This window comes from Nonomuraea antimicrobica (assembly GCF_039536965.1).
Lineage (GTDB): Bacteria > Actinomycetota > Actinomycetes > Streptosporangiales > Streptosporangiaceae > Nonomuraea > Nonomuraea antimicrobica.
Window position 1 is genome coordinate 1 of sequence record NZ_BAAAZP010000101.1, and the last position, 15,632, is coordinate 15,632.

At 67.3% G+C, this 15,632-nt stretch carries 15 protein-coding genes; 12 read left to right on the plus strand and 3 right to left on the minus strand.

The window, feature by feature from the left end; genetic code table 11:
- Positions 1–41: 41 nt before the first annotated feature.
- Positions 42–305: a Tn3 family transposase gene (locus tag ABD844_RS53280; RefSeq protein WP_425568675.1), complete on the minus strand. Its 264-nt coding sequence runs from the start codon at positions 303–305 to the stop codon at positions 42–44.
- 77 nt (positions 306–382) lie between these two features.
- Here ABD844_RS53280 and ABD844_RS27800 point away from each other — a divergent pair, with 77 nt between their 5' ends.
- Complete coding sequence (locus ABD844_RS27800) at positions 383–913, plus strand: hypothetical protein (RefSeq protein ID WP_344884196.1); 531 nt, start codon at positions 383–385, stop codon at positions 911–913.
- A gap of 87 nt (positions 914–1,000) precedes the next feature.
- Here ABD844_RS27800 and ABD844_RS27805 read toward each other — a convergent pair whose 3' ends face one another.
- Positions 1,001–1,135 (minus strand): hypothetical protein, encoded by a 135-nt coding sequence (locus ABD844_RS27805; protein ID WP_344884200.1) that lies wholly within the window; start codon positions 1,133–1,135, stop codon positions 1,001–1,003.
- Positions 1,136–1,210: 75 nt separating this feature from the next.
- Between ABD844_RS27805 and ABD844_RS27810 the strand changes: the two genes are divergently transcribed.
- The 3 genes from ABD844_RS27810 (at position 1,211) to ABD844_RS27820 (ending at position 5,265) form a co-directional block, all read left to right on the plus strand.
- Positions 1,211–1,840: a hypothetical protein gene (locus ABD844_RS27810; protein ID WP_344884203.1), complete on the plus strand. Its 630-nt coding sequence runs from the start codon at positions 1,211–1,213 to the stop codon at positions 1,838–1,840.
- A gap of 339 nt (positions 1,841–2,179) precedes the next feature.
- Positions 2,180–3,784 carry a hypothetical protein gene (locus tag ABD844_RS27815; protein WP_344884207.1) on the plus strand — a complete coding sequence of 535 codons (1,605 nt, stop codon included), beginning with the start codon at positions 2,180–2,182 and terminating at the stop codon, positions 3,782–3,784.
- Between the two features lie 1,247 nt (positions 3,785–5,031).
- Positions 5,032–5,265, plus strand: a complete 234-nt coding sequence (locus tag ABD844_RS27820) for a hypothetical protein (protein ID WP_344884210.1) — start codon at positions 5,032–5,034, stop codon at positions 5,263–5,265.
- Positions 5,266–5,662: 397 nt separating this feature from the next.
- On the opposite strand, the gene ABD844_RS27825 is transcribed toward ABD844_RS27820, so the two are convergent.
- A complete protein-coding gene (locus ABD844_RS27825; RefSeq protein WP_344884213.1) occupies positions 5,663–6,406 on the minus strand; it encodes an SDR family NAD(P)-dependent oxidoreductase in 744 nt (247 codons plus the stop codon).
- A gap of 304 nt (positions 6,407–6,710) precedes the next feature.
- Between ABD844_RS27825 and ABD844_RS27830 the strand changes: the two genes are divergently transcribed.
- From ABD844_RS27830 to ABD844_RS27865, 8 genes are all read left to right on the plus strand, one after another.
- Positions 6,711–7,151 carry a MarR family winged helix-turn-helix transcriptional regulator gene (locus ABD844_RS27830; protein ID WP_344884216.1) on the plus strand — a complete coding sequence of 147 codons (441 nt, stop codon included), beginning with the start codon at positions 6,711–6,713 and terminating at the stop codon, positions 7,149–7,151.
- 66 nt (positions 7,152–7,217) lie between these two features.
- Positions 7,218–8,096 (plus strand): SDR family NAD(P)-dependent oxidoreductase, encoded by an 879-nt coding sequence (locus ABD844_RS27835; protein ID WP_344884219.1) that lies wholly within the window; start codon positions 7,218–7,220, stop codon positions 8,094–8,096.
- A 678-nt stretch (positions 8,097–8,774) separates the two neighbouring features.
- Positions 8,775–9,944, plus strand: coding sequence for a histidinol-phosphate transaminase (locus tag ABD844_RS27840; RefSeq protein ID WP_344884709.1), 1,170 nt, complete (start codon positions 8,775–8,777; stop codon positions 9,942–9,944).
- A 422-nt stretch (positions 9,945–10,366) separates the two neighbouring features.
- Positions 10,367–11,665, plus strand: coding sequence for an ABC transporter substrate-binding protein (locus ABD844_RS27845; protein WP_344884223.1), 1,299 nt, complete (start codon positions 10,367–10,369; stop codon positions 11,663–11,665).
- Between the two features lie 119 nt (positions 11,666–11,784).
- Positions 11,785–13,050 (plus strand): branched-chain amino acid ABC transporter permease, encoded by a 1,266-nt coding sequence (locus ABD844_RS27850; RefSeq protein WP_344884226.1) that lies wholly within the window; start codon positions 11,785–11,787, stop codon positions 13,048–13,050.
- Positions 13,051–13,064: 14 nt separating this feature from the next.
- Positions 13,065–14,033 (plus strand): branched-chain amino acid ABC transporter permease, encoded by a 969-nt coding sequence (locus ABD844_RS27855; protein WP_344884229.1) that lies wholly within the window; start codon positions 13,065–13,067, stop codon positions 14,031–14,033.
- Positions 14,026–14,865, plus strand: a complete 840-nt coding sequence (locus tag ABD844_RS27860; RefSeq protein WP_344884232.1) for an ABC transporter ATP-binding protein — start codon at positions 14,026–14,028, stop codon at positions 14,863–14,865. The genes ABD844_RS27855 and ABD844_RS27860 overlap by 8 nt, the downstream gene beginning before the upstream one ends.
- The gene (locus ABD844_RS27865; RefSeq protein ID WP_344884235.1) at positions 14,862–15,596 is read left to right on the plus strand and encodes an ABC transporter ATP-binding protein; all 735 of its coding nucleotides are present in this window, start codon (positions 14,862–14,864) and stop codon (positions 15,594–15,596) included. Before ABD844_RS27860 ends, ABD844_RS27865 begins: the two co-directional genes overlap by 4 nt.
- Positions 15,597–15,632 lie beyond the last annotated feature (36 nt).

The following is a 15,632-nucleotide window of genomic DNA, read 5'->3' on the forward strand; positions in this document are numbered from 1 at the left end:
CAACCCAACGAAGCCCTAGCAATCAACCGCTGAGGTCTCCATCAAAGCCGGGGCGGTTCACGCAGCTCACCGATCGCCTTGCCGAAGTACTCGGTGGTCCAGGTGATCACGGCGTTGGTGAGCAAGGTGAGACACCAGGCCTGCTCGGTCTGGTCCTGAAGGTGAGGCCGGACGATGGTGCCCTGCTGGGCGTAGTGCAGGTCGCGGCGCAGAGCATGCAGGCTCTCACCTTTGTTGAGCTGCCTTGAGATCTTGCGGCGGTAGACCGGATCGGACAGATGACGGGCGGTTATGTGGAATCTGATTTGTCAAGCGTGGCGCTACGGCTCGGCGGTGGATATCGACTGGCCGGTTCGGCGATGAACCCGGACAATCGTCTGTCGTGATGGGTATCTCCGGCTTCGAGCCGACCTTTCTCGTCGGGCTTGAAGCCATCCGCGAGGAACACGGACCGGGTCTGGCCGCGCTTGGTGGCCGGCGTCTGACTGGCTTCGCGCTCGTGCGTTTCACCGAGGACGGGGACTGGTATGCCGAGTGCCCCGTCGTCTTGGACTTCGACGGCGTCCAGGTAGAGATCAGCCATTCGAAGTTCGATGAACTGTCGATCAGCTGGAACACCATCAACACGACGACTGCGATCAGTGGCTGGGAGTGGTTCGAGCTGACTCCGGCGTGGTCCAGCGCCGACGAACGGCTCGAGCCGTTCGTCGGCCAGGAACTGCGCGAAGTTGCTCTCCTTGAATGGCGGCCATCAGGTCGTGACGTGGCGGCTGGCACCCTCGCGGTGGAGTTCGTCTTCAATACGGGCCGCTTCCACATCGCCAACGCTCTTGATGAGAACAGCATCGATCTCGGCGACGCCCATCCAGAATTCGTGCGGCACCCACTGGGCTGTGACGCGCAGCCTGACTAGGTTGGCCTCCGGGTTCGCCCCGAGCCCGTCCAGCACCCGGGTGTAGGCGCCCTCCAGCGCGCTGGCGAGCTCACCGACCTGGTTCAGCTACTCACCCGGATCGACGAGTTCCTGCGCAACGATGATGCCGTTACCGGTCGACTCGCCCGCTTCTGCTCCACCGGTTCCGACGACACCGGCATGACCGCCGCCTAACAACCTGATCGACGTCTTCAGCTTCACCGTCGAGCGCCTAAGCAGCGAAATCCCATGAATCTGGAACGGCGATGTCTTTCGCCGGACAGGTAGCGTGTGTCCGTGGCAGAGCACGAGTACAGAGCGGCCGACATAACCGTGCTCGAGTTCGACGCAGCAGTGCTCAAGCGGCCTGGAATGTACTTTGGCGTAGGACTGGATGATCCAAGACTCCTGGCTGTGGTGTTGTCAGCAGTCGCGCGCCATGCCCTGCACCCCGCCACCCGCGTCGCGGCGGAGCACTCGCTGTCCGCCCTGATCGACATCCTCGGCGACCTCCGCTTCAGATTGACGATGGACCAGCAGCACGCATGGCGAGACTCACCACCCCTGGGCTACTTCGGCTCCCTTCTGGGGCCCGAATGGTGGCTGCCGGCCGCCGTAGCAACGCTGTGCACCGAGACGTCAGTCGAGATGTGGTGCAGCGGCAGGGGCTTTCATCAGGAGCTTGCCGGCCTCCGCCCCCTCGCGGCGCCTCGGGTGTTCAAGCCGCCAGTCGGCAGCGGCACACGCATCACGTTCACTCTCAATCCGCACAACCTCCCGCCTGGGTCCGCCTTCCCCACCGACCTTGAGAGCCTCGACCCGCACGGCCAAGACTGCGTTGCGACGAACGAACCCGGTCTCCTCACCATTCGAGACCACCGTCACGACACTGCCACTGGTAGCCGTCAGTCCGGGGCGTCTCAGTAGAACTGTCACATCCGAGGTGGATGGGCATCTCTGCGTCACATCAATTGAGACGGGACACCAATCCGGCCCCTTGCTCCGTGCCGCTGTCCACAGCCGAAACCCGGCCTGGCGTGGCGGGCCGACACCGCCGATGATCTGCGCGAACTCAAACGCATGTACCTGGTTGCACGAGTCTTACCGACGCTCTTGTCGGTCGCCGCCCCGTTCACCCGCTTCCGTGGCGACCGCGCCGTTCCGTTCGCCCGCGAGCCGGCCCGGACCGTCCGAGATGTGGAGCGCGACCTGCGGTATCTGCCGGACGCGGGTCAGTGTCACCCGGTTCCGCTACGGTGATCCGCCATGGACGATCACTTTCCCCCGGCCGAGGACGTCCTGGTCCTCTCCGAGCCCCTGCGCCGAGATCTGCACCCCCGGCGGGGCGGCGCGCTCCCCGCGGAACCGAGCGTCTCCGACCGGGCGCTGGGCGAGGTCGCGCCCAGCGACACCGTCGACCCCGGCGCCGCGGACGTGGCGGCGAAGCTGACCGAGAAGCACCGCGGCCGCATCGAGGCCGTGCTGTCGGCGGGCAGGAGCGACAAGGCCCTGGTCGCGCACGCGCGGGCATACCTCAGCGGCGCCGATGACCCCGCCGGGGCGGCGGCGATCGCATCGATCGTCGACAGCACGCGGAACGGGAACGAGACGCCGCGAACCTTCACCTACGGGTGGATCGCCTCCCGCGGGCTCGCCTTCGCCGCCTGCGCGCTCGCCGAACTGAGCGGCATCACCTCCTCGACGGAAGACCTGCGCCCGCTGGACTCCCTTCGGCAGGTCGACTCGGTGAGCCTGCGCCGGGTCCGGGGGCTGCTGGCCTTCTGCCCCGAGGAGGAGTATCGGCGGGCGGTGGAACGCCTGGCCGCGCACCGCGGCACCCGCTCGCGGCGGTTCGTCGTCTCCTACTTGGTGCCCACCCGGCACGACTGGGTGGACGAGTGCTGCGCCGACCCGCCGTCCGCCGAGTGGGGCTCGAACGCCTTCTACCGCGAACGACTGTGGGCGTCGGTGAGCACGCCGCGGCACCTCGAACTGCTCGGCTGGAGACTGGAGGAGTCCGACTTCGACGCGTTCACGTACGGGATGCGCGCCACGATGGCCGACGGCTTGGGCCCGGCGGCCGCCCCGGTCCTGGTCGACGCCTGGGACCGGCTCAGGATCTACAAGCCGTGGCGGGAGCAGTTCGTTGAGCTGATCTCCCTCATTCCGAGCGACGAGGCGTTCAAGCTGCTGCTGGAGCGGTACGAGCGGGAGTTCGCGCGTGAGTACCTGCTTGCAGCGATGGAGCGCTTCCCCATACGGGCGGTACGGGTGCTGTCCACGGTGGCCGCGAGCGACTCGACGTCGGCGCTCCTCGCCGCCGGGCTGCTTCGCATGCACCTCAAGGCGCATCCCGAACTGCCCGGGCCGGACCCGGCGCCGCGGGTCCCGGACGCGCCCGGCGAGGACGTCCCGGCGGTGCTGACCTCGCCGGGGCGGGCGCCCCGGCTGCCCGCGTACGCCGATCCCGATGTCCTGCCGCAGGTGCTGCTCAAGGGCGGCGGCGGGGCCCTGCCTGCCGCCGCGACCAGGAGGCTCGTCGCGCTGGCCAGGAAGCCGGACGAGCGGCTGGACGCGGTCCGCGACGCCTGCGACCGGCGCTCGCTGGCCGACCTGGGCTGGGCGCTGTTCCTGTACGGCGACGCCTGGGCGCTGCCCGCGCTGGGATGGCTCGGCGACGGCCGGACGGCCCGCGACCTGGCCGCCCTGATCCCCGGCTGGGTAGCGCGGGGCACCAGGGCCCGCGCGGTCAAGGCGGTCGACGCCATCGCCCGGATCGGCACCGCGGAGGCGCTGCGGGTGCTGGACGAGTTGACGGAGACGGGCCCGGACCACGCGGTCCGGGACGCCGCGGCGAGGGCGCGCCCGTAACGACGCAGGTGCACCCGAGACGTGGTGGCACGCCCGTACCGCCCGCAGAGATCGCCGCCGGCGCGCCCGGCCGGCTCCGCGCGCTGGTCGAGCACAAACGGGAGCGGATCGAGGAATTGCTCGGGCATCCCGAGGGGGACGAGGATCTGGTCGTACGGGCCCGGCGCCACCTGGGCGGCGACCCTGGGTGGAGGCCGGAGGGCCGGTGCGGGCGACGGCCGCGACAGGCCCAGTCCCGCCGCCGCCACGTGCGGGCCGACGCCGCCGAGCACGAGGACAGGGCAAACCCGGCCCATCACCGACCAAAACGAACCTCAACGCCCTGCCGCTGATTTCTCACTCATCCTCCTCCCTGGCCACGAAGCGCCGCGCCCTCGCACGCGGGCGGGGGCGGCACTTGTTCGACGGCGGGGCGCGGGGTCAGGAGGGGGTGAGGCCCGGGTCGGGGTTGTCGGCCAGGGCCCGGACGGCGTCCGCGCGGGTCCGCCAGGCGACCTCCTCGGCGATCGCGTCGCGGCCGCCCTCCCCGGTCGTGGCGCTCGGCGGTGCCGGCGGTGCGGCCGTCCGGGGCGATCAGCCGGTAGCGGTGCTGGTCCCGCTCGCACAGCGTCTGGGTGAGCCACGTCGTGCTCGGTGTCCTTGGCCTTGGTGCGGGTGAGCAGCCGGTCTTTGTCCGCGACCGGCGGGGCCAGGCGCGTGCTGGCGGGCGGCGCGGCCGGCACGGCGTCCAACTCGGCTCGCCCGCCGGCCTCCGGGACGGCCGACCGGGCAGCAGCCGACCGGCCGACGGGGTGGCGGCGGGGGTGGCGGCGATTGGAAGCGTTGCGGTGCAGGTCCCGTCTCTCGGGTAACGGGTCGAGGCCGGCCGACTGGTAGGTGGCGACGGCGCCGACATTGGAGCTCGGGCAGCACACGACCACGCTGGACGAACCCAACTCCTGAAGTCCGCGCGCCGCGGCGACCGTGATCGCTCGGCCGTAACCGTGACCGCGGTCTGCCCGGTGCACCCCCATCGGCTCGATCAGCCCTGGCCCCAGCGGCAGGTCTCCGCTACCGAACGGGAGAAGTCGCCCGATGCATTCGTCCACCGGCGAGATCGCCCGCCGCCGGGTACCTTTTCAGCCGAGGCCCGCAAGCGTGACCGCGTCAGCTCCCGAATTCCTCGGCGACCCTCTGAACGATGGCCTCCATTTTGGGGTGCCGTTAACGAACGTGTCACCAGCCCCAAACGCGAATGATCATGCCGCGTGGTCGCGCTGCTCGACTTCGAGTTCGCCGTCGTCGCCCCCATCGCGATCGACCTCAACGAACTCATCAAGATCGCCTTCGGCCCCGGCGACCCCGGCGAACGCACCCCGCTGCAGCCCGTGGTCCGTCGCGTCGCCGCCGCGGAGCTGAACGCGGCGGGCGGCTCCGACGTGCTCACTGCCTTCGCCGAGGACGACGGCGGCAACTACGCCCCGCTCCCCCACCAGAGCTGAGCCCTGGGCCCGCCCTCTGTGCCGGGCGGGCCCAGGTGTGCCTGCTCCTCCAGATCACCCCGCCGATCGGGACCCGGTCTTCGCCTTCGCCTTCAGGGAGGTCTTCGAAACCGAAGGACTGCGGATCATCACAACGCCGCCGCAGACGCTGAGGATGGACGCCATCTGCGAGCGGGTCATCGGCACCCAATGTGGTGAACTTCTGGACCGGATCCTGCACCTCGGCGAACGCCACCTGGCCCGCGTGCTTCACGAATATTTGATCCACTACAACGGGCATCGGCCGTACCAGTCCCGGGCAGGCCCGTGCCGGTCCCGGCAACAATGTCCGCCGGACATCGCCACGCCGCCCTACCGCAGCTCAGACCGCGGACTCAATCTTCGAGCGGTACACGGGTCAGATCGTGAATCCTCCGTCGACGGTGAGCGTCGCCCCGGTGATGTACTGTCCGTCCTCTCCGGCCAGGAACGCCACGGCCGCGGCCACATCGGCCGGCGCCGCGTAACGGCCGAGCGCGGTGAACCCGTTGATCACTTCGGCATTGGGGCCGTCGGCGGGGTTCAACTCGGTGTCGGTAGCGCCCGGGCTCACCAGATTGACGGTGATCCCGCGCGGGCCCAGTTCGCGTCCGAGCGCCTTGGTCAGTCCGGTGAGCGCGGTCTTGCTCATCGCGTACAGGGAGAACCCGGGGAACACCACCCGATCGGCCACCATGCTGCCGATGGTGATGATGCGCCCACCGGCCCGCATGTGCGGCACGGCGGCCTGCGCGGCGACGAACGGCGCGCGGACGTTGACCGCGACCGTGTGGTCGAACTCCTCGAGTCTCACCTGTTCCAGCGGTCCGACGGGGAACCCGCCGGCGTTGTTGACCAGGATGTCCAGGCGACCCAGTTCGTCGGCGGTCCTGTCGATCGCGGCGGTCAGCGCTGCCGGATCGGCACTGTCGGCCTGGATGGCCACAGCCCGCCGCCCTGCTGCCTTGACCTGGTCCACGACCTCCTCAGCGCGACGCTCGTTGTTGTGAAAGGTGAGAGCCACATCGGCGCCCTGCTGCGCCAGACGCAGCGCCACGGCGGCGCCGATGCCCCGGCCGCCGCCGGTCACCAGGGCTACTTTGCCATCAAGTCGGTTGCTCATGGGTCGAGAGTCTGGCCGATCACGCCCCGGTACGGCTGGCAGTATTCAGACGTCACATTGCTACGGTCGCTGCATGGCGTCCGGCATGTCAGCGTAGGAAGTCGCGTCATACCTGGTTGCGATCGTCACACCATCGTCGATCGGAACGTACGCCGACGGGACTGGCTCGGTGGAGTCCCTCACGAATACTCACGTGCCGCTTGAACTGCACGGACGGAGTTTTCGGCAGGCACGGTATCCCACCCTCGCCGGTGCCCGCCGACGCGGTTGACATCTCCTTGATGCATATACAACACTGAGGGGTGTGAGTACCGCTTCCATTGACGAGATCGTGGGTGACTGCCTGGCGGTGCGCGTCCGGTTGATCGGCCGAGCGCTCACGAGCCTCTACGACAGCGCCCTTAGTGGTCATGGTTTGACCATCGCCCAGGTCAACCTCTTGGCCGCCCTGGGCAAGGTCGGCCCGTGTCCCCCGGCAAAACTTGGCGATGTGCTGCAACTGGAGAGGTCCACGGTCAGCCGGAATTTGAATCTACTGCTGAAACACGGCTGGATCGAGGTCCCGTCGTCTGATGCCAAGGGGATGCGGGAGGTTGTGCTCACCCGTGCGGGCCAGGCGAAAATCGAGTCCGTGATGCCCGAGTGGCGGCAGGCTCAGCGGCAGGCGGCGCAGCTTCTCGGGACGACAGGCGTGAACGCAGTCCATGGGATTGCGAGCAGCATGGGGTATGCGCCAGGGGTCTAGGAAAACAAGGCTGGCCCAGGCATCTCCATGGCCATACGTTGTATATACACCAAGAAAGAGGAGCGCATGAACCCGTTCTTCGCGAACAAGGTGGTGCTGGTCACAGGCGCATCACGAGGAATCGGTAGAGCCGTCGCGCTGGCGTTTGCCCGGGAAGGAGCACAGTTGGTTCTCGCGGCCCGCTCGGCCGACCGGCTTGCTCAGGTGGAGAGCGAAATTCGCGATCTCAACTCAGAAGCGCTGTCGGTGCCGACCGACGTGACCTCCCCCGGTGCTGTGACAGCCCTGGTGGACGCGGCGATGAACCGCTTCGGAAGAATCGACGTACTGGTGAACAACGCGGGCATCGGGAAGGTGGGCGGTATCGAATCGGCGGCGTTCGAAGACGACGTCCGCCGAACACTGCAGGCGAGCCTTTTCGGGATGATCAACGTAACGCAACGCGTACTCCCGATACTCCGGCAACAGGGGTCGGGCACGATCGTCAACATGTCGTCCGTGATGGGACGCAAAGCGTTTTCCCGATTCGGCTCATACGCAATTGTGATGCACGCGGTCTCCGCATTCTCTGACAGTCTTCGTCAGGAGGTGGCGAGTGGCGATATCCGGGTTTCGGTGATCCATCCAGCGCTCACCGCCACCGATCTGTTGAGGGAGGCGGAGGAAGCTGAGATGCCGCCCCCGTTCCGGCACATGACTCCGCTGTCGTCGGAAGATGTCGCGCGAGCTGTGGTGGCTGCGGTCCGGAGCCGGAAGCGACGCGTCGTGTTGCCGCGAACGGCAAACATGCTGCTGCTCGGCGAGGCGCTGTCACCTCGCATCGGCGACTTGATCGCCACCGCGCTGACGCTGCGGCCCATCGCCAGATTGCTCGGGATGAGCCGTGGGAAGACCTACCACGAGACCATCCTGAGTCACCCAAAGCCCATGAAGCGGCCTGGGTGAATCGACGGACGTGATGTACGGCGTCATCGGCAACTGAAGCCGGCGTTCGGTGACCGCTTCCGGCCCGGTAACCGGAGACTTGCCGGGCGCGGGCAGGCCCTTCACGCTCGTCCGGTAGCAGTCGGACCACCACCGGCACCCGGATCGCTCCCGAATACGCCGAGGAGGTGCGCCGCCGCATCGCCGCCGAGTTGGCCGTGTCGCTTACTTCGACCGTGACCTTCGCGACTCGGTGATCTGGCGGGTGCTGCTCGAAGTTGGCCTGTTGGCTGCCACGACTCTTCTCTTCGGTGGTGAAGTGTTCCGGCGGCAGGATGACACTTCCACCTGACCAGCCTGCGGGCGGGTACGTTCACAAGACTGGTCGCCGCAGGCATGAACCTCTACAGCAACGTCACCCACCAGGACATGAGCAGCCTCGGCCGTCGTGATAGGTCGCTGCCATGGTGTGTCCGCGTACAGATAAGCGTTCAGACAAGATCGCAGGAACACTCTGTGTAACAGAAGCAGGGTTGGTCTCCTGCACGGGTCAGGCAGGCCCGCACAGCACGACCATCCGCAGGCCACCCGGGTCCGGCGCGACGATCTCGGTTCTTGGCATCGCGGCTGCTGCATGAGCATGGACTGTCACAGCGATCTCTGTTGATCCGCAACAAGGAGACGCATGTGAATGGCTACATAGAGAGGCAGAAGTCGGCCAACGAGTTCTCCCTCACCGACCTGCCGCTGCGCCCTGACCTCCGCGGCCGCGTCCCCTACGGCGCGCCGCAGATCGACGCACCCGTCAGGCTCAACACCAACGAGAATCCCTATCCGCCACCGTCCACGCTGGTTGAAGCCATGGTGTCGGCGGTGCGATCGAGTACGGGCGAGCTGCATCGCTACCCCGACCGCAACGCCACCGAACTGCGCGCCGACCTGGCCGCCTACCTCGGTCACGGGCTGACGGCAGGTCACATCTGGGCCGCCAACGGCTCGAACGAGGTGCTCCAGCAGATCATGCAGGCGTTCGGCGGTCTCGGACGCTCGGCGATGGGCTTCGATCCCTCCTACTCCGTGCATGCGATCATCGCTGCCACCTCGGCCACGGAGTGGATCTCCGGCGCGCGTGACGATGACTTCCGACTCGATCCGGACAAGGCGGTGGCGGCGATCGAAGAGCTCCGGCCGGACATCGTCCTCCTGACCTCCCCCAACAACCCGACCGGGGAGGTGCTGGACCTTGAGGTGATCGAGAGGTTGGCCGCGGCCGCGACCGGCATGGTGGTCGTGGACGAGGCCTACTTCGAGTTCACGCGCCCCGGTACGCCGTCGGCGTTGTCGCTGCTGGCCTCGAATCCACGGCTGATCGTCACCCGGACACTCTCCAAGGCGTTCGGGATGGCAGGTACGCGGCTCGGCTACCTCGCCGCCCATCCTGCGGTCATCGAGGCGATGGAGCTGGTTCGTCTGCCATACCACCTGTCGGCGGTCACCCAGGCGATGGCGCGGGTCGCGCTCGCGCACCGGGACGAGGTGCTGAGCACGGTCGAAGCTGTATGCGCCGAGCGTGACGCGACCGCGGCCTGGCTGCGTGGCATAGGGCTGGAGGTGCTCGACTCTGACGCGAACTTCCTGTTGTTCGGGCGTCTTCCCGACAGGCACGCGGTATGGGAACGGCTGCTCTGGCGTGGCGTGCTGATCCGCGAGGTCGGACCACCCGGCTGGCTGCGGGTGACCATCGGGACCGCCAAGGAGATGGCGACTTTCAGAGCGGAGCTGGAGGACGTGCTCTGGTCGTGCGTTCGCGAGGCCCACGGGCGGCTCGGCGGCACTTCAACCGTTCCCGCAGTTTCTCCTCTGGCATGATGACCTTGTCGAGTTCCCGACGACATGCTGTCGGCACGAACGTGGAGACGAACCGCCAGACGACCTTGAGCCGCTGACGGTTCAGATACCGCGAGCCGATGACCTCGCGCAGGACCGCTTCGACCTCGGCCGGCAACCGGCCTCGTCCCTGACCGCTCGAACTCCACGCCATCGACTGCCGATCGACGCTTACCTGCAAATACATTCCTTGCATATGCATGTAAGCGTCGATCGGTCCTGAGCTTGGCCGGCACGCCCGGCTCCGTCTCCGCCAGCGCCTGGGATCGCGGTCATGCCTGAACAGGTATGGCAGGACTGAGAACATGCATTAGACGGACATGTGGCATGGCACTCATCCTCGACGTACATCAGCGTCTTGCCGGCTCGGGGGACAGTGCGACGCAGCCGATCTGGAGCACCACATGAATCGAAAACTGATAGGGCTGGCGGCCACCGTCGCGGCATCCCTGCTCATCACGGGATGTTCTGACTCGACTGATCAGCAGAGTACGGCACAACCCTCGAAGAAGACGCAGATCTACTTGGTCGACGGCAACACCACTCAGTACGGCGACGAATTCAAGGCCGGCACGTTCGACGGCGTGAAAGGCGTCATTCCCGGTGGGAAATCGACCGACGAGTTCCGCAAGCGGCTCCTCGCCGCCGACCCCGGGCTGAAGGACTTCGCCTACGCGGTGGAGGCGTACGACTCGGTGATCTTGACGGCGCTCGCGGCGGAGGCCGCGAAGAGCGACAGTTCGAAGTCGGTCGCCGCCAAGATGCGCGACGTCTCGAACGCGCCGGGAGACAAGTGCGCTTCCTTCGAGGACTGCTCGAAGCTACTGAAGGCGGGCTCGGAGATCGACTACGACGGGCTGAGCGGTCCGATCGATCTCAACAAGACCGGCAGCCCCTCGGCAGCCTCCGTCGGCATCTTCCAGTACGGCGCGGACAACACCTACCAGCCGGTCGGCAACGAGACGGGTGAGGCGTCCGCCGACCCGGTCCCCCTCCCGGCGCAGGAGATCAGTGGCGCCGCCGCGCCCGGTGACGGCCAACTGGTGTTCGGCTCCCTCTTGCCACAGACCGGTGACCTGTCCTATCTCGGTCCGCCGATGTCGGCAGGGGTCAAGGTGGCCGTCGCCGAGCTGAACGACCAGGGCGGAGTCCTGGGTGAGGACGTCAAGCTGGTCGGCGGGGACTCAGGTGACGGAACGCCCAACATCGCGCCGCAGGAAGTGGACAAGCTGCTCGACGCGGACGTGGACGTCATCGTCGGGACCGCTTCGTCGAGCGTTTCCCTCAGCGTTCTCGACAAGATCGTGAACGCGGGGATTCTCAACATCTCTCCCTCCGTGACGTCCCCGGCGTTCGACACCTTCCCCGACAAGGGGCTGTTCTTCCGCATGATGCAGTCGGACGCCCTGCAGGGCGGTGTGCTCGCCAACACGATGTCGAACGACGGCTACACCGACGTCGCGATCCTCGTCCGGCAGGACGCGTACGGGCAGGGACTCGCCGGGAGCATCAAGACGTCGTTCACCGAGTCGGGCGGCAACGTCGTCGCCACGCGCTTCTACGCCGCGGACTCGGGCGGATTCACGGCCGAGGTGAACGCCATCAAGGCGGCGGATCCGGACGCCATCGCGCTCGTCGGGTTCGACGAGACCAAGAAGATCGTGCCTGAGCTGATCAAGGCCGGCCTCTGGATGGGCCAGTAGCCCGACCCGCGATGCTGTGACGTCAGGACACGTGACACCACAGCACCGAACCTCTCTTTTCCCCCGAACTTGGAGTCTCCGTGCGGTTCCGTCCTGCCCTATGCCTTGTCTTGCTCGTCGTGGCCTTCTTCGGTGCCGGCTCCGTGGCGGTCGCGGCGACCTCCCCGGCGGTCACGGCCGGGGTGGACGGCCCCGGCGTCGTGAAGGTGACGGGCAAGCTGGTCAACCGTGACGACACGGGATCGGCACCGGTCGCCGGCGGCACGGTGACGGTGACCGACGCGTCGGGCGCGAAGCACTCCGCCACCAGTCTGGCGGACGGCAGCTTCTCGGTGGAGGTGCCGTTCAAGGTCGGGACCATCTCGATCGAGCTTGACGAGACGTCGCTCCCGGACGGCGTCGCGCTGCGTGAAGGTGGTCGCAACCCGATCACCAGGGCGGTTTCGAGCACCCTTCCCCTGACGGTCACCTTCGTCCTGGGGAAGGGTGACCGCCAGACGTTGAGCTGGGTGGACCAGGTCCCGCAGAGCCTGTTCAACGGTCTCTACTTCGGCCTGATCATCTCGCTCGGCGCGCTGGGGCTCTCGCTGATCTTCGGCACCACCGGTCTGACCAACTTCGCGCACGGTGAGATGGTGACCTTCGGCGCACTCGTGACGTACGCGCTCAACGTGATGGGCGCTGACATCTGGCTGGCCGGACTCCTCGCCGCGGGACTGGCCGCCGCGTTCGGGTTCGCGCAGGATCGGTTCTTCTGGCGCCCGATCCGGCGCCGAGGTACGAGCGTCCTCGCCATGATGATCATCTCGATCGGGGTGCAGTTCATCCTCCGGAACACCTACCAGTTCTTCACCGGTGGCAGGACGGAGACGTATCGCCAGTACACGACGCCAGAAGGCCACCGTCTCGGTCCGATCACCTTCTCCATCCGCGACCTGGTCTGCATGGCGATCGCGCTCGTGCTGGTCGTCGGTGTGACGGTGGCGCTCAGGAGGACCAGGCTCGGCCGGGCGACGCGCGCGGTGGCCAACAACGCGGCCCTCGCCGCGACGGCGGGCATCAACGTCGACCGGGTGATCGCGGCCGTCTGGTCCGTGGGCGCCCTGCTCGCCGGGACGTGCGGCCTGCTCCTCGGTTTCAGCCAGGCCGTGAAGTTCGACCTCGGCGCGCTCCAGCTCCTGGTGATGTTCGCCGCCATCACGGTGGGCGGACTCGGATCGGTGTGGGGAGCCGTCATCGGAAGTCTGCTCGTGGGCACCCTGATCGAGATGTCGACGCTGGTCATCCCGTCCGAGCTCAAGGTGGCGGCGGCGCTGTTCCTGCTCATCGGCGTGCTCCTCGTCCGGCCGCGAGGACTCCTCGGGCGCGCCGAGCGCATCGGTTGATCGAGAGGTTTGACATGGACATCCTGATGAGCGCCCTCCGGGCCGGTTTCTCCGTCGACGCGGCGTACTTCTGTCTCGCCGCCATCGGGCTCAACGTGCAGTTCGGATACGCGGGTCTGATCAACTTCGGCCAGGCCGGCTTCCTCGCCGTCGGCGCGTACGGGTTCGCGGTCGGCTCCGTCTCGCTGGGACTCCCCTTCTTCGCCGCCATCGGTCTCGGCCTGCTGTGCAGTGTCGCGCTGGGCCTCCTCCTGGGAGTGCCGACCCTGCGTCTGCGCGCGGACTACCTCGCCATCGCCACCATCGCCGCCTCGGAGGTCCTGCGGCTGTTCTTCGGCGCGGCGTTCCAGGGCGTCTTCCACGGACGCGACGGGATCTCCGGCTTCTCGGCGGGGTTCCAGGCGGCCAACCCGTTCCAGCAGCCGTTCCTCGGGTACCGGCCGACCGACCTGTGGGTCATGACGGTGGGCTGGGGTCTGGTCGTGGTGGTCAGCGTTTTCGTCTGGTCGATCATGCGCGCGCCATGGGGCCGGGTGCTCAAGGCGATCCGTGAGGACGAGGACGCGGTCCGCAGCCTGGGCAAGAGCGTCTACACGTACAAGATGCAGGCACTGGCGATCGGCGGTCTCATCGGCGCGCTCGGCGGGTTCATCGTCGCGCTGGGCCAGAACTCCGTGCAGCCGGACAACTTCAGCTTCGACCTGACGTTCATCGTCTGCACGATGCTCATTCTCGGCGGCGCGGCCCGGATCATGAGCCCAGTCGTGGGCGCGGTCCTCTTCTGGGCGCTCCTATCCCTGGTCAGCGGGATCCTGAGCGCGCTCACCGAAGGGCAGGACCCGGTCATCCCGACCTGGCTGATGACGGGCGACCAGATCGGAACGGTCAGGTTCATCCTCGTGGGAGTCGCCCTGGTGCTGCTGATGGTCTATCGACCCCAAGGAATCTTCGGAGATCGTAAGGAGATGGCGCTCAATGCCTGAACGCTCCAGCCCCCATCCGACCGTGATCCTCACGGCCGAGAAAGTGGAGCGGCGATTCGGCGGATTCACCGCCGTCGACGTGGACCACCTGGACATCCACCGGGGCGAGATCACCGCGCTCATCGGCCCCAACGGGGCGGGCAAGACCACGTTGTTCAACCTGCTGACCGGATTCGACCGTCCTGACGCCGGCCAGTGGACGTTCGACGGTCACCCACTGGCGGGTGTGGCCCCGCACAAGGTCGCTCGGCTGGGCATGGTCCGCACCTTCCAGCTGACGAAGGTCCTGTCCCGGCTGACGGTGCTGGAGAACATGAGGATCGCCGCGCCGGGTCAGCTCGGCGAGCGGCTGTGGACGGCCCCGTTCAGCGCGCTGTGGAAGCGGGGCGAGAAGGAGAACACCTCTCGTGCGCGTGCGCTCCTGGCGCGGTTCCTGCTGGACGACAAGCGCGACGAACTGGCCGGATCGCTTTCCGGCGGGCAACGGAAGCTGCTGGAGATGGCCCGCGCGCTCATGGTCGAGCCCCGGATGGTGATGCTCGACGAGCCCATGGCCGGGGTCAACCCGGCGCTCAAACAGTCGCTGCTCGGACACATCGTGTCGCTGCGCGACGACGGGGTGAGCGTGCTGTTCGTCGAGCACGACATGGACATGGTCCACGAGATCTCCGACCGCGTCGTCGTCATGGCCCAGGGCCGGGTGATCGCCGAGGGTACGGCACGAGAGGTCACGAACGACGAGCGGGTGGTCGGCGCCTATCTGGGTGAACGCTTCGGCAGCGACCTCGGCGAGACCGCCTCGGCGCTGAGCGGTGAGGGGGGCGGCCGGTGAGCGCGGCACGCGAACTGCTGGTCGCCGAAGATCTCGTGGCGGGGTACGTGCCGGGGGTCGACATCCTCAGGAAGGCCGGCCTCCGGTGCGACCAGGGGGAGCTGATCGGCATCATCGGGCCCAACGGGGCCGGGAAGTCGACCCTCCTCAAGTCGCTGTTCGGCCTCGTGCCGGTTCGCAGCGGGGCGGTCCGCCTACGCGGGGAGGACATCACCAATGAACGCGCGGACTCGCTCGTGGCCCGCGGTATCGGATTCGTGCCGCAGACCGAGAACGTCTTCACCAGCCTCTCGATCGAGGAGAACCTCCAGATGGGCTGCTACCAGGCGCCCGCGACGTTCGCCGAGCGGCTGGACTTCGTCGGTGGCCTGTTCCCCTCGCTGCTGGACAAGCGGAGCCAACCAGCCGGGTCGTTGTCCGGCGGGGAACGGCAGATGGTGGCGATGGGACGCGCGCTCATGATGAATCCCTCGGTGCTCCTGCTCGACGAGCCGTCCGCCGGTCTCTCGCCACACATGCAGGACGAGGTGTTCGTTCAGACCCGGAGCATCAATCGGGCCGGTGTCAGCGTCGTGATCGTCGAACAGAACGCACGGCGCTGCCTGGAGATCTGTGACCGCGGATACGTCCTGGACCAGGGGGCCAACTCCTTCACGGCGACGGGCCGGGAACTCATGCACGATCCCAAGGTCGTCGAGCTGTACCTGGGAACCCTGGGACGTGACGCATGACTCACTACAGGTATGCACGTATGGACATGGCGTACC

Bases quoted from the DNA above. Each gene is read 5' to 3' on its own strand.
- ABD844_RS27855 (WP_344884229.1), top strand. From the start codon at position 13,065: ATGGACATCCTGATGAGCGCCCTCCGGGCCGGTTTCTCCGTCGACGCG.
- ABD844_RS27860 (WP_344884232.1), top strand. From the start codon at position 14,026: ATGCCTGAACGCTCCAGCCCCCATCCGACCGTGATCCTCACGGCCGAG.
- ABD844_RS27835 (WP_344884219.1), top strand. From the start codon at position 7,218: ATGAACCCGTTCTTCGCGAACAAGGTGGTGCTGGTCACAGGCGCATCA.
- ABD844_RS27845 (WP_344884223.1), top strand. From the start codon at position 10,367: ATGAATCGAAAACTGATAGGGCTGGCGGCCACCGTCGCGGCATCCCTG.
- ABD844_RS27825 (WP_344884213.1), bottom strand. From the start codon at position 6,406: ATGAGCAACCGACTTGATGGCAAAGTAGCCCTGGTGACCGGCGGCGGC.
- ABD844_RS27815 (WP_344884207.1), top strand. From the start codon at position 2,180: ATGGACGATCACTTTCCCCCGGCCGAGGACGTCCTGGTCCTCTCCGAG.